General features: G+C 67.8%; 19 protein-coding genes and 1 riboswitch. Of the genes, 11 read left to right on the forward strand and 8 right to left on the reverse strand.

What is annotated here, in order from left to right:
* The 3 genes from CXQ96_RS13150 to CXQ96_RS13160 all read right to left on the reverse strand — a co-directional run.
* Positions 1-878 (reverse strand): cbb3-type cytochrome c oxidase subunit I (locus tag CXQ96_RS13150; protein ID WP_181036468.1); only part of this gene is annotated, 878 nt, incomplete at its 3' end.
* A 347-nt stretch (positions 879-1,225) separates the two neighbouring features.
* The gene (locus CXQ96_RS13155) at positions 1,226-2,074 is read right to left on the reverse strand and encodes a spermidine synthase (protein ID WP_181036469.1); all 849 of its coding nucleotides are present in this window, start codon (positions 2,072-2,074) and stop codon (positions 1,226-1,228) included.
* Positions 2,071-3,303, reverse strand: a complete 1,233-nt coding sequence (locus CXQ96_RS13160; RefSeq protein ID WP_104118481.1) for an aminotransferase class I/II-fold pyridoxal phosphate-dependent enzyme — start codon at positions 3,301-3,303, stop codon at positions 2,071-2,073. Before CXQ96_RS13160 ends, CXQ96_RS13155 begins: the two co-directional genes overlap by 4 nt.
* A 107-nt stretch (positions 3,304-3,410) precedes the next feature.
* Here CXQ96_RS13160 and coaD point away from each other — a divergent pair, with 107 nt between their 5' ends.
* From coaD to CXQ96_RS13190, 6 genes are all read left to right on the forward strand, one after another.
* Complete coding sequence (gene coaD / locus CXQ96_RS13165) at positions 3,411-3,878, forward strand: pantetheine-phosphate adenylyltransferase (protein WP_104118482.1); 468 nt, start codon at positions 3,411-3,413, stop codon at positions 3,876-3,878.
* A 184-nt stretch (positions 3,879-4,062) separates the two neighbouring features.
* A complete protein-coding gene (locus CXQ96_RS13170; protein WP_104118483.1) occupies positions 4,063-4,629 on the forward strand; it encodes a DUF177 domain-containing protein in 567 nt (188 codons plus the stop codon).
* Positions 4,630-4,631: 2 nt separating this feature from the next.
* Positions 4,632-4,835: a 50S ribosomal protein L32 gene (gene rpmF, locus CXQ96_RS13175; protein ID WP_043445822.1), complete on the forward strand. Its 204-nt coding sequence runs from the start codon at positions 4,632-4,634 to the stop codon at positions 4,833-4,835.
* Between the two features lie 73 nt (positions 4,836-4,908).
* Entirely contained in the window at positions 4,909-5,673 is a 765-nt protein-coding gene (gene rnc / locus CXQ96_RS13180) for a ribonuclease III (RefSeq protein ID WP_104118484.1), read from the forward strand.
* Positions 5,674-6,636 carry a bifunctional DNA-formamidopyrimidine glycosylase/DNA-(apurinic or apyrimidinic site) lyase gene (mutM, locus tag CXQ96_RS13185; RefSeq protein ID WP_104118485.1) on the forward strand — a complete coding sequence of 321 codons (963 nt, stop codon included), beginning with the start codon at positions 5,674-5,676 and terminating at the stop codon, positions 6,634-6,636.
* Between the two features lie 115 nt (positions 6,637-6,751).
* Positions 6,752-6,961: riboswitch (cyclic di-AMP (ydaO/yuaA leader) on the forward strand.
* A 2-nt stretch (positions 6,962-6,963) separates the two neighbouring features.
* A complete protein-coding gene (locus tag CXQ96_RS13190) occupies positions 6,964-7,776 on the forward strand; it encodes a C40 family peptidase (RefSeq protein ID WP_104118486.1) in 813 nt (270 codons plus the stop codon).
* A gap of 93 nt (positions 7,777-7,869) precedes the next feature.
* Here CXQ96_RS13190 and CXQ96_RS13195 read toward each other — a convergent pair whose 3' ends face one another.
* Genes CXQ96_RS13195 through CXQ96_RS13205 form a run of 3 tightly spaced genes read right to left on the reverse strand, consistent with a single transcriptional unit; the run spans position 7,870 to position 12,493 of the window.
* Positions 7,870-8,838, reverse strand: a complete 969-nt coding sequence (locus CXQ96_RS13195; RefSeq protein WP_104118566.1) for an NAD(P)-dependent oxidoreductase — start codon at positions 8,836-8,838, stop codon at positions 7,870-7,872.
* The gene (locus CXQ96_RS13200) at positions 8,835-11,474 is read right to left on the reverse strand and encodes an alpha/beta fold hydrolase (protein WP_104118487.1); all 2,640 of its coding nucleotides are present in this window, start codon (positions 11,472-11,474) and stop codon (positions 8,835-8,837) included. The genes CXQ96_RS13195 and CXQ96_RS13200 overlap by 4 nt, the downstream gene beginning before the upstream one ends.
* Positions 11,468-12,493, reverse strand: coding sequence for a 3-oxoacyl-ACP synthase III (locus tag CXQ96_RS13205; RefSeq protein ID WP_104118488.1), 1,026 nt, complete (start codon positions 12,491-12,493; stop codon positions 11,468-11,470). Before CXQ96_RS13205 ends, CXQ96_RS13200 begins: the two co-directional genes overlap by 7 nt.
* A 251-nt stretch (positions 12,494-12,744) precedes the next feature.
* Here CXQ96_RS13205 and CXQ96_RS13210 point away from each other — a divergent pair, with 251 nt between their 5' ends.
* A complete protein-coding gene (locus CXQ96_RS13210; RefSeq protein ID WP_104118489.1) occupies positions 12,745-16,533 on the forward strand; it encodes an AAA family ATPase in 3,789 nt (1,262 codons plus the stop codon).
* Here the strand turns inward: CXQ96_RS13210 and CXQ96_RS13215 are convergent.
* The gene (locus CXQ96_RS13215) at positions 16,530-17,903 is read right to left on the reverse strand and encodes an MFS transporter (protein ID WP_104118490.1); all 1,374 of its coding nucleotides are present in this window, start codon (positions 17,901-17,903) and stop codon (positions 16,530-16,532) included. The genes CXQ96_RS13210 and CXQ96_RS13215 overlap by 4 nt on opposite strands.
* Positions 17,904-17,967: 64 nt before the next feature.
* Between CXQ96_RS13215 and ftsY the strand changes: the two genes are divergently transcribed.
* The 3 genes from ftsY (at position 17,968) to CXQ96_RS13230 (ending at position 21,068) form a co-directional block, all read left to right on the forward strand.
* Entirely contained in the window at positions 17,968-19,161 is a 1,194-nt protein-coding gene (gene ftsY / locus CXQ96_RS13220; protein WP_104118491.1) for a signal recognition particle-docking protein FtsY, read from the forward strand.
* Positions 19,162-19,365: 204 nt separating this feature from the next.
* Positions 19,366-20,733 (forward strand): ammonium transporter, encoded by a 1,368-nt coding sequence (locus CXQ96_RS13225; RefSeq protein ID WP_104118492.1) that lies wholly within the window; start codon positions 19,366-19,368, stop codon positions 20,731-20,733.
* Positions 20,730-21,068: a P-II family nitrogen regulator gene (locus CXQ96_RS13230; RefSeq protein ID WP_055773303.1), complete on the forward strand. Its 339-nt coding sequence runs from the start codon at positions 20,730-20,732 to the stop codon at positions 21,066-21,068. Before CXQ96_RS13225 ends, CXQ96_RS13230 begins: the two co-directional genes overlap by 4 nt.
* Before the next feature lie 145 nt (positions 21,069-21,213).
* On the opposite strand, the gene CXQ96_RS13235 is transcribed toward CXQ96_RS13230, so the two are convergent.
* On the reverse strand, positions 21,214-22,629 hold the full coding sequence (locus CXQ96_RS13235; RefSeq protein ID WP_104118493.1) for a glucose-6-phosphate dehydrogenase: 1,416 nt from the start codon (positions 22,627-22,629) through the stop codon (positions 21,214-21,216).
* Positions 22,630-22,859: 230 nt separating this feature from the next.
* Here CXQ96_RS13235 and ffh point away from each other — a divergent pair, with 230 nt between their 5' ends.
* Positions 22,860-24,446 (forward strand): signal recognition particle protein, encoded by a 1,587-nt coding sequence (gene ffh, locus CXQ96_RS13240; RefSeq protein WP_104118494.1) that lies wholly within the window; start codon positions 22,860-22,862, stop codon positions 24,444-24,446.

The raw sequence follows: 24,446 nt of genomic DNA on the forward strand, positions 1-24,446 counted from the left end.
TAGCCGAAGATCGGCTTGCGGCTGAAGACCGGGAAGATCTCGGAGACGATGCCGAAGAACGGCAGCGCGATGATGTAGACCTCCGGGTGCCCGAAGAACCAGAAGAGGTGCTGCCACATGATCGCCCCACCGTTCTCCGGGTCGAAGATGTGCGCTCCGAACCGGCGGTCCGCGCCGAGGGCGAACAGGGCTGCGGCCAGGACGGGAAAGGCCATGATGACGAGGATCGAGGTGATCAGGGTGTTCCAGGTGAAGATGGGCATGCGCCACATGGTCATGCCCGGAACGCGCATGCAGATGATCGTGGTGATGAAGTTGACGGATCCGAGGATGGTGCCGAAGCCTGCCAGCGCCAGCCCGAAAACCCACAGATCCCCGCCGATACTGGGGGAGAAGCTGACGTTCGCGAGGGGCGGGTAGGACGTCCAGCCGAAGGAGGCACTGCCCTGGGGCGTGAAGATGCCCAGCCCGACGATGATCCCGCCGAAGAGGTAGAACCAGTAGGCGAGGGCGTTCAGGCGCGGGAAGGCGACGTCGGGTGCGCCGATCTGCAGCGGCATGATCACGTTCGCGAAGCCGGCGAACAGCGGTGTCGCGAAGAGGAGCAGCATGATGGTGCCGTGCATCGTGAACAGCTGGTTGTACTGCTCCTTCGTCTGCAAGATCTGCATGCCGGGTGCGAAGAGTTCCGCCCGGATGATCAGTGCCTCGATGCCGCTCAGGGCGAACCATACGAACGACGTGATGATGTAGAGGTAGCCGATCGTCTTGTGGTCCGTCGTCGTGATCCACTCAACGATGATCCGCCCAGGGGCCCGGCTCTTCGACGTTGCCGCCGGCGTCGCTGCCAGCGTCGAATCTGCGTACTCAGCGGTCATCGTCCGCTCCTGCCGGTTCGGTTGTCGGGGGAGGGCTCCATGCCGCGGTGGTGCTGCATCGGGAAGGAGGGATCCCGGGTCATGCTGCGGACCTCAGGCTGCCGTGCGGCCGGTGGAACCGGAACACGCGGTCGGTGCCGTTCCGGCCGCCGGCGCGATGGTCCGGACGGACGGTGATGCGGAGTCCATGGCTCATCGTTCGGCCCCCGGTGGGAAGGTGTTCCGTGCGCGCTGTTCAGCCCCTCAAGGCTAGGAGTCTAGGAACACCGATTGCGCGCCATATTCCCGCTTGACAGGACGACGTCGCACGGTCCCGCGTGTGGTAGGCGTCACACTCGGTGCGAACGCTACGCGCGGGGCGCCTGCTCGAAGGCCTCCCGCGCGGGCCCGACCAGCACTGCTGCAGGATGTGGCCCGGCGGCGAGGAGTGCCGCAGTCCAGGCGGCCGGCCACGACTGCCGTCGTGCCGCGACGATGACATTCCCTGCGAATCCACCGCTCACCATGGCGGCTTCGGTCAGCACAGCGGTCTCGACGGCGAGCGAGGACAACTGCCGGCTCTGCGCCCGGGCGAAGGACAGCGGCGGATCGTCCCCGACGTTGACCAGCACGATCCCGTCCTCGGCGCAGATCCTCAGCAGGTGTGCTGCGAAATCCGGCGACGTCAGGTGGGAGGGGGCGTCGGCTCCGGCGAAGATGTCGAGTACGACGGCGTCGAAGGCCGCGTCGGGCTGCTCGAGGACCACGTCGGCCGCGTCCCCGATGACGACCTCGCACTCTGTACCGTGCGGGAGCGGCATGGCGTCGAGGACGAGCTCGATCAGGTCGGCTTCGGTGTCGACGGCGACCTGGACGGACCCGGGGCGCGTCGCCTGGATATAGCGGACCAGAGTGAGGGCTCCTGCGCCGAGATGGAGAACCCGCAGGGGAGCGCCTGGGGCCTTCAGCACATCGATGACGTGCGCGATGCGCTGGAGGTACTCGTAGAAGATCCGCTCCGGGTGCTGTACATCGACGTGGGACTGCTGGGCCCCGCCGATGCTGAGGATCAGCGCTCCCTCGATGTAGGCGTCCTCATCGATCTCCGCATAGGCCCCGATTCCGGACAACCAGCGCGTCGGGACGTCGAAGCCGCCGTCGCGCTCGGGTTCAGGGCCGGTCCGCTGCTCGGCGGCTCCGGGCTGCGCTGCACTCACAAGCGCTCCCTCAGTGTGCCGAGGCGCCGGGCGCCTTCCTCGACGACGTCGAACCGCTTGCAGAACGCGAAGCGCAGCAGGGATCGCGTACGCTCGGCACCCTCCTCGTGGCAGAACATGGACACCGGGATGGCGGCGACGCCGATGAGCGACGGCAGGCGTCGGGCGAGTTCGGTCGCGTCGCCGATGCCCAGCGGTGCGGCGTCGACCATGGTGAAGAAGGTGCCCTCCGGCTCGAAGACTTCGAAGCCCGCTGCCCGGAGCCCATCACCGAGAAGATCCCGCTTCTTCCGCAGCGTGGCCTCGATCGAGGTGAAGAACTCCTCGGGCAGACCTAGGCCGAGAGCGACGGCTCCCTGGAACGGTGTCCCGGAGGTGTAGGTGAGGAACGTCTTGACGGTGCGGACCTGCGCCACGAGTTCCGCCGGTCCGCTGAGCCAGCCGACCTTCCATCCGGTCACGGAGAACGTCTTCCCCGCCGATGAGATCGTCAGGGTCCGATCCGCTGCCCCGGGCAGGGACGCTATCGGCAGGTGCCTGGTCCCGAACGTCAGGTGTTCGTAGACCTCGTCGGTCACGATGATGGCGCCGTGACGCTCCGCCAGCTGCACGATGCGTTCGAGGACGGGGCGGGCGAAGACGCTGCCCGTCGGGTTGTGCGGATTGTTCACGACGACGATCTTCGTCCGATCGCTGAACGCGGCCTCCAGCCCCGCGGCGTCCGGCTGGAAATCCGGCGCGAGCAGGGGTGCGGTGGTGTGCGTCGCGCCGGCGAGGCCGATGACGGCGCCGTAGGAGTCGTAGAAGGGCTCGAACGTCAGCACCTCGTCGCCCGGTCCCGCGAAGGCCAGGATGGCTGCGGCGATCGACTCCGTGGCGCCGGTGCTGACGATGACGTCGGTCCTCGGATCGACCCGCAGCCCGTAGAAGCGTTCCTGGTGGGCTGCGATCGCTTCACGGAGGACCGCGAGTCCCTGGCCGGGTGCGTATTGGTTCGCTCCATCGGCGATCGCTGCGCGCGCCGCGTCGAGGATCTCCTGCGGACCGTCCTCGTCGGGGAAACCCTGGCCGAGGTTGATGGCCGAGTGCTTCTGGGCGAGCGCCGTGATCTCCTCGAAGATCGTGATGCCGAGCGTGCCGTCGTCCCCGAGGAGGTTCGCGCCCCGCGCGGTCCTCGCCCATGGCGCTGGTGCACCGGCGATGGCAACCGGGCGCGTGTGTGTCGTCATGACACCAGTATTGCCGTTCCGTGCTGCCCGCTGCTGGTTTGCCCCGACACCCGGTGACCGCCGCGTCATATCCCGTGCGCACCTCGGTACTGGGTACCGTGGACTGTATGACACGCGCCGTCTGCCCAGGATCGTTCGACCCCATCCACAACGGACACGTGGATGTGATCGGCCGGGCGGCCCGGCTCTTCGACGAGGTGGTCGTGGCGGTGTCGACGAACTATGCGAAGAAGTACCGGTTCGGCATCGACGAACGCATGGCGTTCTGCGCGCAGAGCCTCGCGCACCTGCCCGAGGTGACGGTCCTCCCGTTGGGAGCGGGGCTGCTGGCCGACTTCTGCAGGGAACAGGGCGCGACGGCGCTCATCAAGGGGTTGAGGTCGGGTCTGGACTTCGACTACGAGATGCCCATGGCCACCATGAACCGTCACCTGGGCGACGTGGAGACGGTCTTCCTGCCGACCGCGCCGCAGCTCGCCCACGTCTCGTCCACCCTGATCAAGGAAGTCTCGTCGCTCGGAGGCGACGTGGGTCCCTTCGTGCCGGACGCCGTCCTACGTCGACTCGTCCCGTAACCCGGCGTCCGGCGGGAGCCCGTCCGGAGGGCAGCCCTGCCGCGCACCCACCGGTGGACCGGGCACGCCTGGTGCTATGGCCCTCGAGCGGCACGTTTTGGGACTGCCCGCCTCATCAGGCTAGGATGGTACGTCGGTCATATGTTCTACAGGAGTCACCATTAAAAGCGATCTCAGTTCGCCTTTGACTTTCAGTGTCAAGGATCTCGGACGCAGTCCGGGAAGCATGCGGACAATCGAAGAACATGTACCGGCGCCCAAGGACTTCGGAGTCGCGCTGATCGGCGTGCAGGAGGGTTCCGAGATGGAGCTCGACCTGCGGTTCGAATCGGTGCACGAGGGAATCCTGGTGTCGGGAACGGCGAACGTCGAGGTAACCGGCGAGTGCGGCCGTTGCCTGGAGCCACTGCGGTTCGACCGCGAGGTGGACCTCCAGGAGCTCTTCTTCTACAGCGACTCCGAGTCGCTGTCGGTGGAAGAGGAAGAAGAACAGCACAGGGTGGAGAACGATTCGGTCGATCTGGAGCCCGTGCTGCGGGACGCGGTGGTCACATCGCTGCCTTTCCAGCCGGTGTGCCGGGAGGATTGCAAGGGCCTGTGCTCCGAATGTGGAGCCCAGCTCAATGATGATCCGGACCACCACCACGAAGTTTTGGACCCTCGCTGGTCAGCCCTCGCAGGGTTGGCGGGCACCGCCGCAGAGAACGACGCGGCACCAAAGTCAGAGTCAGACGAGAGAGAAGAGAGTTAGCCGTGGCTGTCCCGAAGCGGAAGATGTCCCGCGCGAATACCCGTGCACGCCGGTCCCAGTGGAAGGCAACCGCCCCCAAGCTGGTCAAGACCCTCGAGAACGGTCGCGTCACCTACAGCCTCGCCCACCAGGCCAAGGTTGTCACCGATTCAGCCGGTACCCCGCTGTTCCTTGAGTACAAGGGCCGCAAGGTAGCCGACGTCTGACAACGGACCGTGACCCGCTCGGGCTTCCTGCCTGAGTGGGCTTCCGTCCGATGCTGGATCAGCTGATGCGGTTGTGAAGAATACAGCAGAACTCACGAAGCGTCTCGGTGTCGATATCGACACCGAGACGCTTCGTCTTGCCCTGACGCACCGGTCCTACGCCTACGAGAAGGGCGGCATACCCACGAACGAACGCCTCGAGTTCCTGGGCGATTCGGTGTTGGGTCTTGCGGTCACCGATGCCCTGTACAGGGACAACCCCGGCCTGTCCGAGGGTGAGCTCGCCAAGCGGCGATCCGCGGTCGTCAGCACGAAGGCACTCGCAGGCGTGGCGCGCAGCCTCGACCTCGGCAGCCACGTGCTGCTGGGCCAGGGGGAGAAGCTCACCAACGGACGGGACAAGGCGTCCATCCTTGCAGACACCATGGAAGCGGTCATCGGTGCCGCCTATCTGAGCCACGGCATCGAGACTGCACGCGCCATGGTCATGCGGCTGATTGCGCCCTTGCTGCGCGACTCCGCGATCCTCGGTGAGGGCACCGATTGGAAGACCCGGATCCAGGAGACGGCCGCCGGTCGGCGCCTGGGCCCGATCGACTACCAGGTAGAGGGAACAGGCCCCGACCACGCGCGCACCTTCACGGCGCGCCTGGTGATCGGCGGCGTCGAGTACGGATCGGGATGCGGCCATTCCAAGAAAGAGGCCGAGCAGGCGGCGGCCGCAGAGTCCTGGAAGCTCCTCTCGGACCGTCCGGCGAATCCGGTTGGCGGTGATCCCGCCGGAGCCCAGCAGGCAGACGGCGAGCCGGCCGGAGCCCAGCAGGCAGACAGGGCCTGAGTGCCCGAGCTGCCCGAGGTCGAGGTGGTCCGACGCGGACTGGTCCGTTGGGCCGCGGGCCGCAGCATCGAGGCGGTGGACGTGCTCGATCCCCGGTCCCTGCGGAGGCACGTCCTCGGCGCCGAGGATTTCGTGGGCAACCTGACGGGCGCCCGTATCCGCGATGTCGTGCGCCGGGGGAAATTCCTCTGGATGACGCTCGGGGACCCGACCCGGGCGCACCCCCAGCCGCGGGACGCGCTGATGTCCCATCTCGGCATGAGCGGACAACTGCTCATCGAAGAACCGGACGCCCCGACCGAGAAGCACCTCAAGGTCCGCCTCAGGCTCTCCGCCGCCTTCGACGAGGAGGGTGGACGGCTGCCGACCGAGCTACGGTTCGTCGATCAGCGGATCTTCGGCGGCATGTTCGTCACCGACCTCGAACCGACCGCCGATGGACAACCTGGTGGACTTGGATCGGAGAACCTGGCCCTGATACCGCGCCAGGCTGCGCACATCGCGAGGGATCCGCTCGATCCCGCGTTCTCCGTCGAGAGCTTCCACCGGCGGTTGCGGGAGCGCCGGACGGGACTGAAGCGCGCCCTCCTCGACCAGGGCCTCATCTCGGGGATCGGCAACATCTACGCGGACGAGGCGCTCTGGCTCGCGAAGATGCACTATGCCCGTCCCACCGACACGATGCGCCGGCCTGACACAGTCAGGATCATCGATGCCGTGACGGCCGTCATGGTGCGTGCCCTCGACGCGGGTGGCACCAGTTTCGACTCGCTGTACGTGAACGTCAACGGAGCGTCGGGATACTTCGCGCGTGAGCTCGAAGCCTATGGGCGCGCGGGGCACTACTGCCGCCGGTGCCTGGACGAGGGCAGGCAGACGGCCATGCGTAGGGAGTCCTTCATGAACCGTTCCTCGTTCCTGTGCCCGTTCTGCCAGCCCAGGCCGCGCAACGCCAGGATGTAGGCGACGGCGCACCACTGCCGCCCCGAGTGATCAGCGCCTCGTAACCCAAATGTGACAATAGCTCGGACGACGCGTACCGTTGAGGGCGCGCTCGTTCCACAACGGAAGGGCGCCCACCCTCACTCTGCCTAACCCTGTCGATGAGGATGGACCGTTCGCACACCACGTTCGACAGGGGCGGGGGAACCGATAGCGGGCTCGTTCCACGAGTCCTAGGGGTAAAGACGCGCGTAGACCAGCTTTGGGGCGGTGGTCTGCAGGCAAGGCGTCCGGATGTCCCATCCGAACCCGACAGCTAACTTCGCAGGCATTGGGAAAGGCAACAGCATGTCCAAGAAGAGCCATATCGCGCGCCACCGGGCAGTCCCCACGCGCGTCAACCCCCTCGTCACGGCGTCGCGTGCCGTCACGGCAACCGCGTCCGTCGCAGGCAAGCCCGCCGGCGTCGTCGCCGTCGCTTCGGGCATCATGTTCGGCGCAGCGCTCCCGGCAAATGCAGCAGCAGGCGAGATCAGCCTCGAGTCCGTGAGTACCCAGCAGGCAGCGGTCAGCACTGCGACGGCCAGCTACACGGTGCAGGCGGGCGACACGCTGGGAAGCATCGCAGCGGCCCACGGTCTGAGCCTCGAAGCCCTGTTCACGGCCAACGGGCTCGGGTACAGCTCCATCATCTACCCCGGCCAGTCCATCTCACTCGGTGGTTCCGCTGCACCCCAGCAGTACTCGGTGCAGTCAGCAGCCGTCGTTGCTCCCGCAGCTGCAGGAAACTCCACGGGCCTCAGCACGCAGTCCGCAGCGTCGAGGGGACCCGTCAGCGGTATCGTCGCGACTGCGCTGCAGGGCCAGGGTTCGGGATACGTCTACGGCGGTACCTCCTACGGTGCCTGGGACTGCTCGGGCTTCGTGCAGTGGGTCTACGCCCAGCACGGCATCAACTTGCCCCGCACCACGTGGTCGCAGTTCGCCTCCCTGAGGCCCACCAGCAACCCGCAGCCGGGTGACCTGGTGAGCCAGAACGGCGGCGGCCACGTCGGTATCTACCTCGGTAACGGCCAGATGATCAGTGCGCTGAACCCTTCGCAGGGCACGCAGATCCACTCCGTCAACGTCATGGCGGTCGACGGGTACTACACCCGCTAATCGCTCTCGGCGACGACACAGCGAAAGGACGGGATGCATCGCATCCCGTCCTTTTGCGTGTGTGTGCGCTTTTTCCGTGGAAGGGCGATTGATTCAGCGCCGGTAGTGCGCAGCGAGCCGGTGGAAGCCCTCGTCGATACTGACGGTCGGCTGCCAGTCGAGCAGAGCGCGTGTCCGCCGCTGGTCGAACCAGTGGGCCGTGGAGAGCTGCTCGGCGAGGAACCGGGTCATCGGAGGCTCGTCCGCGCGCCCCATGCGGAGCCAGGTCCGCTCGATCACGGCTCCGGCGCCCCGGGCAAGCCCTCCCGGAACCGACCATCGGGGCGGCTCGACGCCACCGGCGACGCATATGCCCTGCAGCAGTTCTGCGATAGGGCGCGGTTCGCCGTTGGTCACGACGAGCGACTGCCCCTGCGTCGCGTCGATCCGGCGCAGGCAGGCGACGATGGCGGTCGCGGCGTTGTCGACGTAGGTGGTGTCGATCAGGGCAGTGCCACCGCCGAGCAACGGCAGGCGCCCGTGCCTCGCACGGTCGATCACGCGTTCCACGAGCTGTGTGTCGCCCGGTCCCCACACGATGTGAGGACGCAGGGCCGCGACCCTGAACCGGCTCGAGGAGCGGCTGAGGGCCAGCAGCTCCGCATTGGCCTTGGTCCTCGCGTAGTCGCCGCGTGCACGGATGGGATCGGCCGGTCCCGCCGGAGCGCCGACCAGGGACGTCCCCGTGTGCGCCACCGACGGTGAGGAGATGTACACGACGTCGGCCACGCCCGCCTGCTGCGCCGCGTCGAGCAGGAGCCTCGTCCCCTCGACATTGGTGCGGTCGAAGTCGGACGCTGCCCCGGTGAAGGAGACCTTCGCCGCCAGGTGCACCACAGCGCTGCAGCCCCGGACCGCCGTACCGACGGCGGACTGGTCTTCGATCGAGCCGAGGATGTCATGGGCGCCGGCGACGCCGGACGGCCGGCGCTGGAAGCATCGGACGTCGTCGCCGTCGGCCACGAGTTGCTCGGCGACGGCCCGCCCGAGCATGCCGCTGGCCCCGGTGACGAGGACGGTCACAGCGATCCGGCCCGCGTACCGGAGAGGAATCTGCTGCTCCATTCAGCGACCCGGGCGCGATCGATCTTGGCGTTGTGACGGATGTCCACTGGAAGCGCGGGAACAGCGATGACCGCGGCAAGTTCGACACCACGCTCGCGGGCGGACGACCGGGCCTCGGCCGCGAGCTGGGCGTCAGCGAGCTGTGGACGCCGCACCCCTGCCGTCGCCTCGACGACGGCGACGACGGCCTGCGTGCCGCCGGGCCCGACGCCGACGGCCGCAGCGAGGGCGACCCCGTCGAGCAGCTCCAGTGCCTGCTCGAGCCCGACGGGCGTCACGATGCCGGAGGCCGCCGTGATGACGTGGCCGAGCCTGCCCTCGACCCACAGTCGGCCATCGGCGTCGAAGTGCCCGACGTCTCCGGTGCGGTGCCACGGGCGCGGGCGCGCCGAGTCCTGCTGGGTCTTCCACAGCCGGAAGTAGCGGTCCTTCACGTGCGGTGCGTCGACGAGTATCTCGCCCGTCACTCCGGGTGCTGCCGTCACCTCGCCCGTTGCCGCGCCCGTGCTGTCGAGCGGGCTTACAGCGACACGGGCACGGTGGACGGGATGCCCGACACACACGCCGTTGCCTGCTCCGTCGACCCCTGCCGCTGCACCGCGCGCGGCGGCTCTGATGCCGTCGAGGTCTATGTCGGCGACGAGAAGCGATTCCGTCATCCCGTAGGGCGTGTGCAGTGCCGCCGCCGGGACGAGGCCCTGCACTGCCTCGAGGAGGGGAACGGGGATGGGCGCGCCTGCCGAGAGCAGCAGGGAGATCCTGCCCAGGGCCTCCCTGCCCTTCGCACTCAGGTCGCCCGAGCTGGCCCGGACATTCCGGAGGGCGGCAGGAGAGGCGAACACGACGCTAGCGCCGATGGCGTCCGCCGCATCGGCAAGAGCCTGGGCCGTCAGGGTCCGCGGCGCAGTGACGTCCATGTCGGGGGTCACCGACGTCGCACCGAGGGCAGGACCGAGCAGGGCGAAGGGCGCAAAACCTGCAACAAGTGCGGTGCCCGGGCCCAGACCGAGGGTGGACTCGACGGCGTCGCGCATCGCCGCGAGCCGGCGGTGCGTGTAGACGACGCCCTTCGCCGGTCCGGTGGAGCCGGAGGTGAAGAGGATTGCCGCATCGGCGTCAGCGGCCGGTACCGGCGAATCCGCCAGGACGTCCGGCAGGGCAGTTGCGGCGCGGAGATCATTCAGCGACGCGTCCACACGCAGCACCCTCCGTCTGGCCGCCGACAGCGGAGTGGCGCTGATGCGGCGCCCCGGCCAACCGAAGGCTCGGGCGGCAACGAGGGCGCGCTCGATGCCGATGACGACGTCCGGTGCCGAGCCCCGAACCGCTCGGCTCAACCCGCGGGTGCCGAGGCCGGCATCGGCGACGACGATGACGGCACCGATTCGAAGGCACGCGTAGATGAGGACGGTGAGGTCCACTCCGGGCGGAACGAGCAGACTCACCCTCGTGCCGGGACCGTGACCGAGGGCTCTGAGACCTGCGGCGACGGCGGCGACGTCGTCGGCGAGTTCCCGCCAGGTCAGTGTCCGCGGCGGGCCGGAGGACGACATCTCGGCGACCGCGGTCACGGGTCCCTCGGGCCCGGCTGCCAGTTCGTCGATGCGGCGGCCGAGCGGAACGTACGGGACCTCTTCGGAAAGGGATCCGTGGTCGGTGGCGTCCGCTGCATCTCCGACGCTCCTGGTGGCGAGCCACTCCATGGCAGTCGAAGCGGTATCTGCATCCTCCTGCACGAGGTGGCCCGCGTGTTCGAAACGGTGGATGTCGGCGTGCGGCATCCGGCGGGCGAGGTCCTCGAGGTAGGGGTCCGAGAAAATCGGATCGTGGGGGCCCCACATCATGAGGGTGGGCACGCGGAGGCTGCGGATGCCGGTGGCCGTCGCGGTCAGGGCGGCGTAGCTGGGGTGCGAAGCGTCGACGGGGATGTCCGAGACGAAGTTGGCGATGCCCTGCCGGTCCGAGGCGCTGCGGTAGGGGTCCCTGAAGGCACGCCTCACGTCCCGGTCCAGAGAGGGACGGGCGAGGGCGAGAGTCACATCCAGGAAGGTACTGGTGGTCCTGGTGCCCACACCGTGCACGCCCGGCGCCAGTGCGAGCCTCAGCGGTGCCGGGATCGGGCGGTCGGGGTCCTGGTGGATGGCTGTGTTCGTCAGGATGACGCCCGCCAGGTGCTCCCGGTTCCGGTTCGCGTATCCGAGGCTGACGACGCCTCCCCAGTCGTGCCCCACCGTGACCACGGAGCCGCGGAGACCGATGGCACGGACGAAGTCCTCGAGGTCGGTGACGCGGTCCGCCAGGCGCCGGAACGCTCCGGTGCGGGCGGAGTAGCCCATGTCCAGCTGGTCCACCGCGATGACGCGCCACCCGGCCGCGGTCCCGGCCGCAAGGTAACTGCGCCACAGGTAGGACCATGTCGGATTTCCGTGAACGCACAGCAGCGTCCCATTGGCGGCGTCGTCGTCGCCGCCGACGCCGAGCCGGTTGTCGAGGTAGTGCCAGCGGTGACTGGTACCAGGACTATCCGACCCGCTGGTCGAGGGCACGTCGATGTACGTCGACCACGAGGGATCGACGCCGGGGAGTGCTACCACGCAATCTCCATCATCGACGTGTTCAGGCCTGATCCGACGCCGAGGCACAGCACCCGGTCTCCCGGCGCCAGGGACTGCGACTCCTGGGCGAGGGTCATGGGCAGTGATGCGGGCCCCACGTTGCCCCAGTGCGGGAAGGTGATGGGCACCCTCTCACGCTCGAGGTCGACGGCCTTGATGATGGCGTTGGTGTAGCTGTTCGAGACCTGGTGCGTCACGTAGCGGTCCATCGCGTTCCACGACCAGCCGTCGGCCTGAGCCTCGTGCCAGGCGGTGACCACGAGTTCCAGGCCACCGTCGAGCAAGCCCTTCGTGTCGGTGTACATGCCGTCGATGCCGCCCACGCACAGCTCGTGGTGCTGGGTGCCGGCCCTGGAGACACCGCCCAGGATGCGGTGCGAGCCGGGGTGGAGGTCCGCCGGGCCGATGACTGCTGCTGCAGCACCGGAACCCAACGTGAGCGTGGCGAACTCGCTGAGGAAGTCCTCGCGCGTCGAGTCCTCGCGATTCAGGCGCTTGAACGTGGCCTCCTGCGTACGCTGCGCATCCTCACCCGCAACGATGAGGGCGTACTTGATCTGCCCGGAATCGATCATGTTGGCGGCGAGCGTCATGCCGTTCACGAAGCCGAGGCAGGCGTTCGCCAGGTCGAAGTTCATCGCCGACGTGGGAAGACCCAGGGAGTGGTGGATCTTGACGGCCACGGAGGGCTCGAGGTTGCGCCGGGTCACGGACGTGTTGATGAGGAGTCCCACGTCGTCGGGCTCGATACCGGCCTCCGCCATGGCCTTCGCGCCGGCCTCGATAGCGGCGTCGTCGAAGTCGGATCCGGGCGACCACCATCGTCGCTCGGTCACGCCGGCCACGCGCTCGAGAAGGCGCTTGGAGAGGCGGAGCCTCTTCAGGCTGGGGGCCAGCCGTTCGTCGAACTCTGCGGAACTGACGACTACCGGCGCCTCCACACTCGTGACGGCGAGCAAAGCCGTGTTGTCATGTCGAAACGTCGCGTTACCGGTCAAATTCCCTGCCTCGTCAACTGGTCAGCGCCGGTGGGTGGCCGTGAAGGACCCACGGATGGATCGGCCTGGACGCCTCTGGATGCTGCTTGATACTTCGTGCTACCGCTGAAACTTCAGTAAGCCTACTTCTTAACGCGCAGCCCGGTCACTCGGGAATCCTGGCGTTCGCCGTCTTGCATGCCTCATGCCCTGCATGGTCGGTGCGTTCCAGTAGATTGGGGAGGTCCCGTCCACCTGGAGATCCTGACACTGTGCATCTGAAGAGTCTAACCGTGCGAGGGTTCAAGTCTTTCGCCTCGGCGACCACCTTCGACTTCGAACCCGGCGTCACCGCCGTCGTCGGTCCGAACGGTTCCGGCAAGTCCAACGTCGTCGACGCGCTCGCCTGGGTGATGGGGGAGCAGGGGGCCAAGACCCTGCGGGGCGGCAAGATGGAGGACGTCATCTTCGCCGGCACCTCGGGCCGGGCACCACTCGGGCGGGCGCAGGTGTCGCTCACCATCGACAATTCGGACGGCGCGCTCCCGATCGAATACACCGAGGTCACCATCTCCCGCACGCTCTTCCGAGCGGGCGGCTCCGAGTACGCCATCAACGGCAAGAACTGCAGGCTGCTCGACATCCAGGAACTCCTCTCGGACTCGGGACTGGGCCGGGAGATGCACGTCATCGTCGGGCAGGGACAGCTCGACAAGGTGCTGCATGCCACACCCGAGGACCGTCGCGGATTCATCGAGGAGGCCGCCGGGATCCTCAAGCACCGCCGTCGTCGCGAGAAGACCGTCCGCAAGCTGGACGCCATGCAGGCCAACCTTGCCCGGCTCTCGGACCTCACCGCCGAGTTGCGACGCCAGCTGACGCCGCTCGGGAAGCAGGCCGAGGTGGCGCGGCGCGCCCAGCAGGTGCAATTCACCGTCCGTGATGCCCGCTCCCGCCTGCTCGCGGACGAGCTGGTGACGCTGCGGTCGAGCTTCGAACGCGACATCGCCGCCGAAGCCGCTCTGCAGGCGCGCCGTGACGAGGTCGAGAGGGCTCTCGGTGCGGGTCGGCAGCGCCAGGCCGAGCTCGAGCAGGCAGCGGCGGCCTCGGTTCCGGCACTCCAGCGCGCGAGGGACACGTGGTACGCCCTGTCCAGTGCGCGCGAGAAGCTCGCCGCGCTCGCTGCGCGGGCTGAGGACCGCGGCCACCTGCTCGGGCAGGGCGGTACCGAGCCGGACCAGGGGCGCGATCCCGACCACCTCGACCGCCAGGCGGCTCGTGTCCGGATCGAGGTCGAAAGCCTACGGGACGAGGTCGCGTCTCTCGGGCGCGCACTCGAGGTGACACTCGACGGGCGCCGGGCGGCGGAGGAGGCATCGAGGGAAGAGGAGGCGAGGCTGGCGCGTCTGCTCCGGCTGGCCGCCGATCGACGGGAGGGTGAGGCGCGCGTCGCCGGGACGGTGGGAGCGGCACGGTCACGGGTCGAGGCGGCCGTTGCCGAGCTGGGCCGGCTGCGCGCGTCGATAGCGGCCGCGGAGGAGCGGCGCCGGACGGCCGAGCACGAATTCACCGCACTGGAGACCCAGGTTGCCGGTCATGAGGAGGGCGAGGAGGGCCTCGACGCCGAGTTCGAGGAGGCCTCCGCCGTCCTCCTGTCACTCGACGCGGAACTGGCCGGACTCGTCGAGGAGGAGCGGACAGCCGAGCGTGAGCGTGGTGCCCTTGCAGCCCGCCTCGGGGCCCAGCGCGAGGGCCTGCAGCAGCGTGACGGCTCAGGGGTACTCCTCGCAGCAGGGCTCGACGGTGTCTCGCAGCCGCTGGCCCAGCTCCTGCAGGTCGCTCCGGGATTCGAGAAGGCAGTGGCCGCAGCACTGTCCACTGCTGCCGACGCCGTCACCGTCGAGAGCGTAGCCGCCGCGGTTCAGGCCCTGGAACTGCTGAAGGCCGAGGATGCGGGGCAGGTGTCCCTCGTCGTCGCTCCGGTACGTGACGGCAGCTCGGGGGAGAGGGCGGTGTCACCGGTGTCGCCGGTGTCGCCGGTGTCGCCGTCGCCCGTCGCCGATGCCGCTGGAGCCAGGCCGGTCCTCTCGGTGGTGACCGTGCCGACGGCCCTTCAGCCCGCCGTCGAGGACCTGCTGGGCGGCATCGTCGTGGTCGCCGATCTTGCGGAGGCCCGCAGGGTCGTCGGCGATGGCGGTGCTGACGGCGGTGCTGATGGCGGTGCTGATGGCGGTGCTGACGGCGGTGCTGACGGCGGCGCTGACGGTACTGGTGGCGCTGATGACGCGGGGGCCCTCGGGGGTGACGACGGCGGTGCCCGCCGTGGTGCATCGCTCGTGGCAGTGACGCGCGACGGCGACGTCCTGTCCCGGTATGCAGCCCGTGGCGGGACCCCTGGTGCTGCGGGCTACCTCGAGCTGCGCGCAGCTGCCGAGGAGACGGAAACGAAACTGGCCGGCGTCTCGGCGGCGATCGAGCGCTTGCGCTTCCGCCTGTCCGGAGTGAGAACCGCGCGGCAGGCGGCGCAGCACCGTGTCGACACCGCCCTGGAGCGACTCCACGAGTCCGATGCGCGCATGGCCGCCGTCGCGGAGAAGCTCGGACAACTGAACGCGACCTTGCGGTCCGCTTCGGGTGAGGCCGAACGACTCACCGCCCTCGTCCGGGTGGCCGAAGCGAACCTCGCACAGGAGGAGATCCGGCTGCAGGAGGCCACCCAGCGGTTGCAGGACCTGCAGGAGCAGCCCGTCGAGGGCGAGCCGTCGACCGAACAACGGGATGCGCTTCAGCGGGCCGCCGTCGATGCCCGGCAGGCCGAACTGGAGGCGCGCCTGGCCCTGCGTAGCCGGGAAGAACAACTGGCGGCGCTCGAGAACCGGGCGGCGTCCCTCGAGCGCGCTGCCCAGGCGGAGCGCCGGGCGCGCGAGCAAGCCGCAGAGAAGGCGAGGGTCCGCAGGGCGCAGGCGCTCATGGCGGCCGCCATCGCGAAGGCGGCACGCCGTGCCGAGCAGAGGGCTGCCGAGTCCATCGCGGTAGCGGCCGACGAGCGTGACGCCTCCGAGCGCCTGCGTGAGCACCAGGACAGGGAACTGCAGGAAATCCGCAGGACGACGGCGGATCTCGGCACCGAACTGACGCGGCTGACCGACTCCGCCCACCGCGACGAACTCGCCCGCACCCAGCAGCGATTGAGGATCGAGGCGCTGGAGAACCGCTCGATCGAGGAGCTCGGGCTCACGCCGGACCACCTGGTCGACGAATTCGGTCCACACCTCCCCGTACCGGAGGACGTCGTCACCGGGGACAAGTGGGCAGTCCTGCGGGCACCGGTCGACGACGACGGCAATCCGGTACCCCAGGGCGTCCCGTTCGTGCGCGAGCAGCAGGAGAAGCGACTGAAGCGGGCGGAGCGGGATCTCGCGTCACTCGGCAAAGTGAATCCCCTCGCGCTCGAGGAATTCGCTGCGCTGGAGGAGCGGCACCAGTTCCTGAGCACCCAGCTCGCGGACCTGAAAGCCACGCGAAAGGACCTGCTCGACATCATCCGCGAGGTCGACGAGCGCGTGGAGCAGGTCTTCACCGCCGCCTACCGGGACACGGCCGAGCAGTTCGAGCGCGTCTTCGGGACGCTCTTCCCGGGCGGTGAGGGCCGCCTGGTCCTCACCGACCCGTCGGACATGCTCACGACGGGGATCGAGGTGGAGGCGAGGCCTGCGGGAAAGAAGATCAAGCGCCTGTCACTGCTGTCGGGCGGTGAGCGATCCCTGACGGCGGTGGCGCTCCTCGTGGCGATCTTCAAAGCCAGGCCCTCGCCGTTCTACGTGATGGACGAGGTGGAAGCTGCGCTGGACGATACCAACCTCGGACGGCTCATCACCATCTTCAGGGAACTGCGGGAATCGAGCCAGCTCATCATCATCACGCACCAGAAACGCACGATGGAGGTCGCCGATGCGCTCTACGGCGTCACGATGCGCGGGGACGGCGTCTCGACCGTCATCAGCCAGCGCCTTGCCGCCGAGGTCGAACAGGTCCTCGACGAGGGCGGCCCGCGCCGCTAGTCCTCCGGAGAGGGAGTGCGCGGCGAGGACGCGTTCTGGTCCGCGGCCGGTGCGCGTCGCTCGTCCTCGTCCGCGTCGGTGCGCGTTCCTGACCCGGGATGGTGTGCCGGAAGGGTTTCCCTCGACATCAGCCACACGACGGCAGCACCCACCGTGAGCACCCCTGTCACCACGAAGGCGACGTCGTACGCCCCGACGAAGAGCTGGTCGATGATGACACCGGCCGCGATCGGACCGAAGATGGCGCCGAGGTCCGAGCTCATCTGGAAGAACGCCAGGACCTTGCCGCCACTGCGTCCGTTACCGATGACGTCCGCGACCGCAGCCTGCTGGGCCGGATTCAGCAGGCCCGTCCCGATTCCGCCGACGACGCAGATCACCAGGAAGACGACGAGGTCGGCCGAGAAGCCGAGGGCGGCCATAGCTGCGCCGTTCACCAGGAGCCCGCTGATGACCAGGGGCTTCCGTCCCACCGAGTCCGCAAGGCGCCCGGACACCGTCAGGGCGAGGGCCGTCCCGGCGGCGAAGAAGGCGAGTGAGACTCCCGCTATCTCCGGTCCGGCGGCTAGGACGGCGGTTGCGAAGAGGGGAACCAGCGCCATGCGGATTCCGAACGAGGACCATCCGTTCGCGAAGCTCGAGACGAGGGCGGCTCGGTATGCGGAGTCCCTGAAGGCTTCGCGTACAGTCAACGGTGCCTCGCTCCGACCCGCCTGGCGGTCCGCGAGGGTAGTGCCCTTGAGCTGGAAGAAGACGACGGCGGAGGCCGCGAGCAGCGCCGCGGCGTAGACGAGGAACGGCACGCGGAGCCCGAAGCGACCCAGCAGGCCTCCGAGGATCGGGCCGCCGATGCTGCCGAGCAGGAAGGCGGTCGCGTACGCGCCGGACACCCGGCCCCGGATGGATGGCGGCGCGAGGCGGACGATCAGCCCCATGGCGGAGACGGTGAACATCGTGGAGCCGATGCCACCGAGCCCGCGGAAGACGAGCAATTGCCAATAGTCCGCCGCGAAGGCACAGGCAGCGGTGGAAAGAGCGACGATGAGCAGGCCGATGATGTAGATGGGCCGCTCTCCGAGCTTCTCCACGAGCCGGCCGCCCGCAGGCGCGAACACCAGGCGCGTGAAGGCGAAGGCACTCACGATGACCGACGACGCCGTCACTCCGACGTCGAAGCTCTGGGCGAACTGCGGGAGGATCGGAGCGACGAGACCGAAACCGATGGCGATCACGAAGGCGGCGGCGATGAGCACCCTGATCTCGCGCGGGATGCGCTCGGGTTCCGCGGGGGGAGCGGACTGCGCGGCTGCCTGCCCTCTCCGCACGGGAATCCTGGGTAGGCGCCTGCGCGCGCGAGAGGTTCCGGCCATGGTCCTCGCATTGTGTCACTGCTTGAACCGGATGCTCAATCGGCCCGTGTGAGAAGGTGGATCAGTGAACGACATCCTTCTGCCTGTCATCTTCGTCATCCTCGCGATCGCCGTGGTCGGGTCGCTCGCCGTACTCCTCCTGCGCGGCAGGCGTACTCCTCCGGGCCTCTACTCCTCACCGAGGGATCCCGATGACCAGGTGACCGGGGCCGCCCACGGCGCCACGTCGACCGAAGTCCTGGATCGCCCTGACGGAACGACGACCGACGTCCTGGTACCGGACGATCTCAGCGGCCTCGATGAAGCTCCTCCCGCACCGCGATTCGATACCGTCGAACCGGTTCAGGGCAGGCTCGCGAGGTTGCGGGCCCGGCTGGTCCGCTCGAACAACGCACTGGGCAAGGGCCTGCTCGCCCTGCTGTCCCGCGACAAGATCGACGAGGACGTGTGGGACGAGGTGGAGGAGACGCTGCTCATGGCGGACCTCGGGACCGAACCCACGATGGAACTCGTGGATGCCCTCCGCGACCGCGTGAAAGTGGCAGGAAGCCGCAATCCGGCGGAGGTGAAGGACATGCTGCGCGAGGAGCTGGTGAAGCTCGTCGATCCCACGATGGACCGCACTCTTGCGACCGCGCGCCACGCCGACCGGCCGGCCATCGTCATGGTGGTCGGGGTCAACGGAGTCGGAAAGACCACCACCGTCGGCAAGCTGGCCCGAGTACTGGTCGCCGACGACAAGGACGTCCTTCTCGGTGCTGCAGACACGTTCCGCGCGGCTGCGGCCGAACAACTGGCCACCTGGGGCGCCCGCGTAGGGGTTCCCACCGTCAAGTCCGACGTCGACGGCGCGGATCCGGCGTCGGTGGCCTTCGAAGCGGTCAAGGCGGGGATCGAGCAGGAAGTGGACGTCGTCCTCATCGACACGGCTGGTCGGCTCCAGAACAAGGTCGGTCTGATGGACGAGCTCGGCAAGGTCAAGCGTGTCGTCGAGAAGCAGGGCACGGTCGACGAGGTGCTGCTGGTCCTGGATGCGACGACGGGCCAGAACGGGCTCAACCAGGCGCGGGTCTTCGCCGAGGTCGTGAACATCACGGGCATCGTGCTGACCAAGCTGGATGGCACGGCGAAGGGCGGCATCGTGGTCGCGATCCAGCGGAGCCTCGGTGTACCCGTCAAGCTGATCGGACTGGGCGAGGGCGCCGACGATCTCGCTCCCTTCGAAGCGGAGAGCTTCGTGGACGCCCTGCTCAACTAGCAACCCCCATGTGCTAGCCCCGCCGATACCTTCTGGCAAGGGCGGTGGGGTCGGGAAACCTCCCGGAAACATCGACGTCATGCGGCTTTTACCTCGGTGAGACTGATGTAACCTCCCTGCAACGAAACGCCCAAAAGACGGAAACACGGCCGCCGCATTCTGGAGGAGCGGGAAGTCCCCGCCCCTTTGGAAGGATCGTGTTTGATGGATCTGACAGCAGGCCACGTCTGGGTGATGATCTCAGCCGCCCTCGTACTTCTCATGACCCCGGGCCTTGCCTTCTTCTACGGCGGGATGACTCGCGCCAAGGCCGCCCTGAACATGATGATGATGAGCTTCATCGCCGTCGGGCTCGTCGGTGTCGTCTGGGTCCTGTGGGGCTATTCGATGACCGGCGGAGACGGCGTCGCACAGCTCTTCGGCAACCCGTTCGCCTCCTTCGGCCTCAGTGGCCTGGTCGGCACCGAGGACCTCATCGGCGCCGGGTACGGAGTGACCTTCGCCATCATCACGGTAGCCCTCATCAGTGGGGCGATCGCGGACCGCGCGAAGTTCGGGGCCTGGACGGTCTTCGTGCCGATCTGGGTCACCCTCGTGTACTGCCCTCTCGCCTACATGGTGTGGGGCGGCGGACTCCTCAGCGCCGAAGGCGCAGTCGGTGGAGCAGTCGGAGAGGCGATCGACTTCGCGGGCGGCACGGTGGTCCACATCAGCGCCGGCGTTGCAGCGCTCGTCCTCGCACTGATCCTCGGCAAGCGCCAGGGCTTCGGCAAGGACCCGGCCCAGCGGCCCCACAACATACCCTTCGTGATGCTCGGAGCAGCCCTCCTGTGGTTCGGCTGGTTCGGATTCAACGGAGGAGCAGCAGGAACGGCCGAGGAAGCCGGCCTCATCTGGGTCAACACCATGGCCGCTCCCGCCGCAGCGATGGTCGGCTGGCTCATGACGGAACGCATCCGTGACGGGCGTCCGACGTCCCTCGGCGCAGCCTCGGGCATCGTCGCAGGCCTCGTCGCCATCACTCCCGCGTGTGCCAACGTCAGCCCCGTCGGGGCGATCTGCCTCGGCATCGTGTCCGGTGCACTGTGCGCGCTGGCAGTAGGAATCAAGTACCGCCTCGGGTTCGACGACTCGCTCGACGTCGTCGCCGTGCACCTCGTCGCAGGCATCATCGGTACCCTGTCCATCGGTTTCATCATGCTGCCCGTCGATGGTGAGGGTGGCGGGCTCTTCTACGGTGGCGGTGGCGGCCAGCTGGTCGCCCAGATCGTCGCGGCGGTTATCGCGATCGCGCTGTCCGCCGTGATGACCGCGATCATCGGTCTCGCCATCCACAAGACCATGGGCTTTCGAGTCACTCCCGACAACGAGGTCTCCGGCATCGACCTGTCGGAGCACGCCGAGACGGCGTACGAGTTCGGCGGGCTGGGAGTCGGCGGATCGTTCCACCCCTTCGCGGAGCAGATGTTCTCCCACCAGCGAAGCAGCACGCAGGAGAACGACACGGAGAAGACCACCCAGACTGCGGATAAGGCTCCGCAGCAGAACCTCACGGAGGGCATCCATTCATGAAACTCGTGACAGCAATCGTTCGTCCCGACAAGCTCGACGGTGTCCGGGGTGCCCTTGAGAACTACGGTGTGCAGGGGCTCACGGTTAGCCAGGCGAGCGGCTACGGCCGTCAGCGCGGCCACACCGAGGTCTACCGCGGAGCCGAGTACACCGTGGACCTCCTGCAGAAGGCGCGTGTCGAGGTCCTCGTGGCGGACGCCTGGGTCACCGACATCGTCGATGTCCTGGTCTCCACCGCCAATACCGGCCGAGCGGGGGACGGCAAGGTCTGGGTGATCCCGGTCGAGGAAGCAGTCCGGGTCCGCACGGGCGAGCGAGGGGACGCCGCCCTGTAGGAACACCCGACGGGCGGATACCAGGTCGGAACGAGGAAGGGCCATCACAAGATGTGATGGCCCTTCCTCGTTGTCTGCGGTCTTCGGAGGGGAAGCCCTCCGGATACCGCAGGCCGTGCATAGGCCGCTCGAGCGACGGCCGCGCTCAGTACTGAGCGCGGCCGTGCGAGGAAGGCCAGGAGTCGGGTCCCGTGGAACCCGCAGGGTATTCCTCCAGCGGAACCCTGTTCTCCGACCACGCCTTGAGGACGGGCTCCACGATGCGCCAGCAGTCCTCGGCAGTGTCGCCGCGGACCGAGAGTGTCGGATCACCGGCCAGGACGCCGTCGAGCACTTCGCCGTAGGGCAGGAGATCCGTCTCGTTCAAATCGGCGCTGAGGGTCGCACGGTCCAGCGAGAAGATATCGCCCGGGCCGTTGACGTCCAGTTCGAGCTGCAGCGTGTCCGGTCCGAACCCGATGCGGAGCTTCGTCGGGGCGTCCTGACCCGTGAATCCGACGGGCAGGTGGCTGACGGGCTTGAAGGTGATGACGGCCTCCTTGCGCTTGGCGCCGAGCGCCTTGCCGGAGCGGAGGACGAACGGCACGCCGGACCACCGCTCGTTGTTGATGGAGACGGTGACCTCGGCCAGCGTCTCCGTGCCCCTCGCCGCATCGACCCCCGGCTCGGCGGTGTAGTCGGGAATCTGTCGGTCACCGATGCTGCCGGCTGTGTAGCGGGCACGGCGGCTGCTTCCCGGCGTGTCGAGATCGACCGTACTGGCCCTGAGGATCGAGCCGATGTGATCCCGCAGGTCACGTTCATGAAGGGTCGACGGCGCGTTGAGCGCAAGGAGGGCCATGACGTGCAGGAGATGGCTCTGAATCATGTCCCGCAGTGCGCCGGCCCCGTCGTAGTAGCGCGCGCGGTTCTCGAGAGCGAGATCCTCGTCGAAGATCACCTCGACCTTCTCGATGTGCAGATTGTTCCAGACGGGCTCGAGGATGCGGTTGGCGAAGCGGAGGCCCAAGATATTGAAGACGGTGGCCTTGCCGAGGAAGTGGTCGACGCGGTGGATGTTCTGCTCCGGGACCAGTTTCGAGAGCTTCTCGTTGAGGTCGTGGGCTGAGGCCTGATCGGTGCCGAATGGTTTCTCCATCACCAGGCGGGTGCTCTTCGGCAGGGAGTTGGTGCCCAAGGCGCTGCAGGCCATCTGGCTGACAGCCGGGGGGAGGGCGAAGTAGAGGGCCACCGGCCCGTCGAGCGTCCTCACCAGATCGGCGAGGCCGTCCTGAGTGACGTCTATCAGGTGGTAGGAACTGTTGTCGCGAACCTGCTGGAGGGACGCGCGGCCGGCGTCGTCCGCTTTCTCCATGGCGGCGGAGAACGCTCCGTCGACGCGCTGGCGCCATTGTTCGTCCGTCCAGTCGTCCGAACCTGCACCCACCAGCTTCAAGCCGTCAGCGCGACCGAGGCGGATGAGCCGCGCGAGTCCGGGGAGCAGCAGCCGCCCCGTGAGGTCACCGGATGCGCCCAGAATGAGCAGGGTCTTCACGCGGGTATCGGCCTCGGCGGGAATCATGTCGTGTTCTGCGAGAGAGGAAGTATCCACCTCTTCACCTTGCCACTTAACCCTGCGTGTGTCCCGCTGTCCGGCAACGCGTCCGGCAATGCGTCCGGCTGGTGTCGGGTGGTGCGACCACCGGCCCCGCTGACGAGCGGAGGCAGGACCCGGACAGCCCGTGGCGCTGCTCAGTTGGTACCCTTGGGAGTTGAGTCTTCCTATCTCCCGATGAAAGTAGTTCACGGCACGTGTTCAATTCACTCTCCGACCGGCTGACTGCGACCTTCAAGAACCTCCGTGGGAAGGGCCGCCTCACCGAGGCCGACATCGACGCTACGGTGCGTGAGATCCGGCGGGCCCTGCTCGACGCGGATGTGGCCGTGCCCGTCGTGCGTGCGTTCACCGCCGCCGTCAGGGAACGCGCCCTCGGGCTGGAGGTCTCGCAGGCACTGAACCCCGGGCAGCAGATCGTCAAGATCGTCAACGAGGAGCTCGTGGGGATCCTGGGCGGGGAGACCCGACGGCTCCGCCTCGCCAAGAATCCGCCCACGGTCATCATGCTGGCGGGTTTGCAGGGCGCGGGAAAGACGACCCTCGCGGGCAAGCTGTCCAAGTGGCTCAAGGGCCAGGGTCACAGCCCCCTCCTCGTCGCGTGCGACCTCCAGCGTCCGAACGCTGTCCGACAGCTCCAGGTCAACGGCGAGCGTGCCGGCGTTCCCGTCTATGCTCCGCACCCGGGCGTCAGTTCGGAATTCGAGTCCGCCACCGGTGATCCCGTCGCCGTTGCGCGCCAGGGCGTCGCCGAGGCGCGTGCCCGCCTGCACGACGTCGTGATCGTCGACACCGCCGGCCGTCTCGGCGTGGATGCCGAGCTCATGCAGCAGGCGGCCGACATCCGCGCTGCCATCAGCCCCGACGAGGTGCTGTTCGTCATCGACGCGATGATCGGCCAGGACGCTGTCAACACCGCGCTCGCCTTCAATGAGGGTGTCGACTTCACCGGCGTCGTGCTGACGAAGCTCGACGGCGATGCCCGCGGCGGCGCCGCCCTCTCGGTCGCATCCGTGACCGGCAAGCCGGTCATGTTCGCCTCCACGGGCGAAGGACTGAACGACTTCGAGCTGTTCCACCCCGATCGCATGGCATCGCGCATCCTCGACATGGGCGACATCCTGACCCTGATCGAGCAGGCGGAGAAGTCCTGGGACAAGGATGAAGCGGCCCGGATGGCGAAGAAGTTCGCCGACCAGGAGGACTTCACACTCGACGATTTCCTCGCGCAGATGCAGCAGATCCGCAACATGGGCTCCATGAAGAAGATGCTCATGATGATGCCGGGTGCCGCGAACATGCGGGAGCAGCTGGAGAACTTCGACGAGCGTGAGATCGACCGCGTGGAAGCCATCGTCCGCTCCATGACCCCGCACGAGCGCCTGGCGCCCAAGATCATCAACGGCTCGCGCCGCGCGAGGATCGCCCGCGGTTCCGGCGTGCATGTGTCGGAGGTCAACGGCCTGCTGGAGCGCTTCACGCAGGCGCAGAAGATGATGCGGAAGATGGCGTCCGGTGGTGGTATCCCGGGTATGCCAGGCATGGCAGGGCCCGGCGGTTTCGGCGGTCCGCGGAAGGCCAAGGCTGCAGCGGCGGCCAAGGGCAAGAAGAAGCCGCGGTCGGGTAATCCTGCCAAGGCCGCCCTGGAGGCCCAGGAAGCCGAGGCGCGGCGCGCCGCTGCCCGTACTGCGGCGCCGACGGGAGCTGCCTTCGGGGGCCAGCAGGACTTCGATCCCGCCGCGATGAACCTTCCCAAGGGCTTCGAGAAGTTCCTCGGGAAGTAA

The sequence above is a fragment of the Arthrobacter sp. B1805 genome (assembly GCF_002929745.1).
Taxonomy (GTDB): domain Bacteria; phylum Actinomycetota; class Actinomycetes; order Actinomycetales; family Micrococcaceae; genus Arthrobacter_D.